Source organism: Gemmata algarum, from assembly GCF_034097035.1.
Lineage (GTDB): Bacteria > Planctomycetota > Planctomycetia > Gemmatales > Gemmataceae > Gemmata > Gemmata algarum.
Genome location: NZ_JAXBLV010000116.1, coordinates 1 through 769, shown reverse-complemented (window position 1 = coordinate 769; position 769 = coordinate 1). Strand labels below are relative to the sequence as shown.

Sequence of the window (769 nt, the reverse complement as noted above, 5' to 3'; positions counted from 1 at the left end):
ACAGAAGGCACCCGGAGGCAACGTGCCGGACACCGTCGAGACGCTGTTCCAGGAGGTGCGGACCATCGTCCGCCGCGCCGAGTCTCCAACTCACGCTGTAGCGCTGGCGGTGGCTTTCGCGCAGGACAACCCGGACCTCCTCGGCAACCGGGCGTTCTGGGATCGGGTGGTCGGGCACGATTTCCGCCGCACCTTCGAGACCGTCGTGGGGTGGGCGCGGAGCGGGATGGAGCGCCTCCACCTACATCGGGAATGGGCGTTCACGCTGCTGGCTGTCGGCGACTGCCCTGAGCTGTTCCAGCTCTGCGGCTCCGGCCCGCAAGCGCCGACTGCGGAGAAAGAGTTCCGGGCGGCAGTGCTACGCGAGGGTACGGTCGGGTGCTCTGACTTGGAGCGGTGTTGCACGCCGGGATGGGGGTGGGGCGCGGACCACAACGTCGCGGAGCTGTTCGACGACGTGCTGAGCTTCTCCCGCCGCGTGTCCCCGCCATACCACGGGTCGGACGGGTACTTCCTCTGGCAAGTGGTCGCCTCGTCCGCGCTCATCGCCCCCCTGTCGGACGCGGTGTACCGGGCTGATCTGCTCCAGGGGTGCGAGCGGCTGTACCTGCTCTCCGGGTCCGGAGATATGTACGTGTACCTGGCGACGGTTACACCGGGGGGCGTTCAGTTCGAGTCGCCCGAGGCCGAACCCGGCGCTGCACCTGACACCGCCGGCTGATTCGGAACGCATCGCGGCTCGGGACGTGGCGGTGCAGGTGAGCTATTT

General features: G+C 68.3%; 1 protein-coding gene. It reads left to right on the top strand.

Going from position 1 to position 769, the window contains the following annotated elements; translation table 11 throughout:
* Nucleotides 1-721, top strand: a 721-nt coding sequence (locus R5W23_RS10955) for a hypothetical protein (protein WP_320686355.1), incomplete at its 5' end; no start/stop codon positions are given.
* Nucleotides 722-769: the final 48 nt, after the last annotated feature.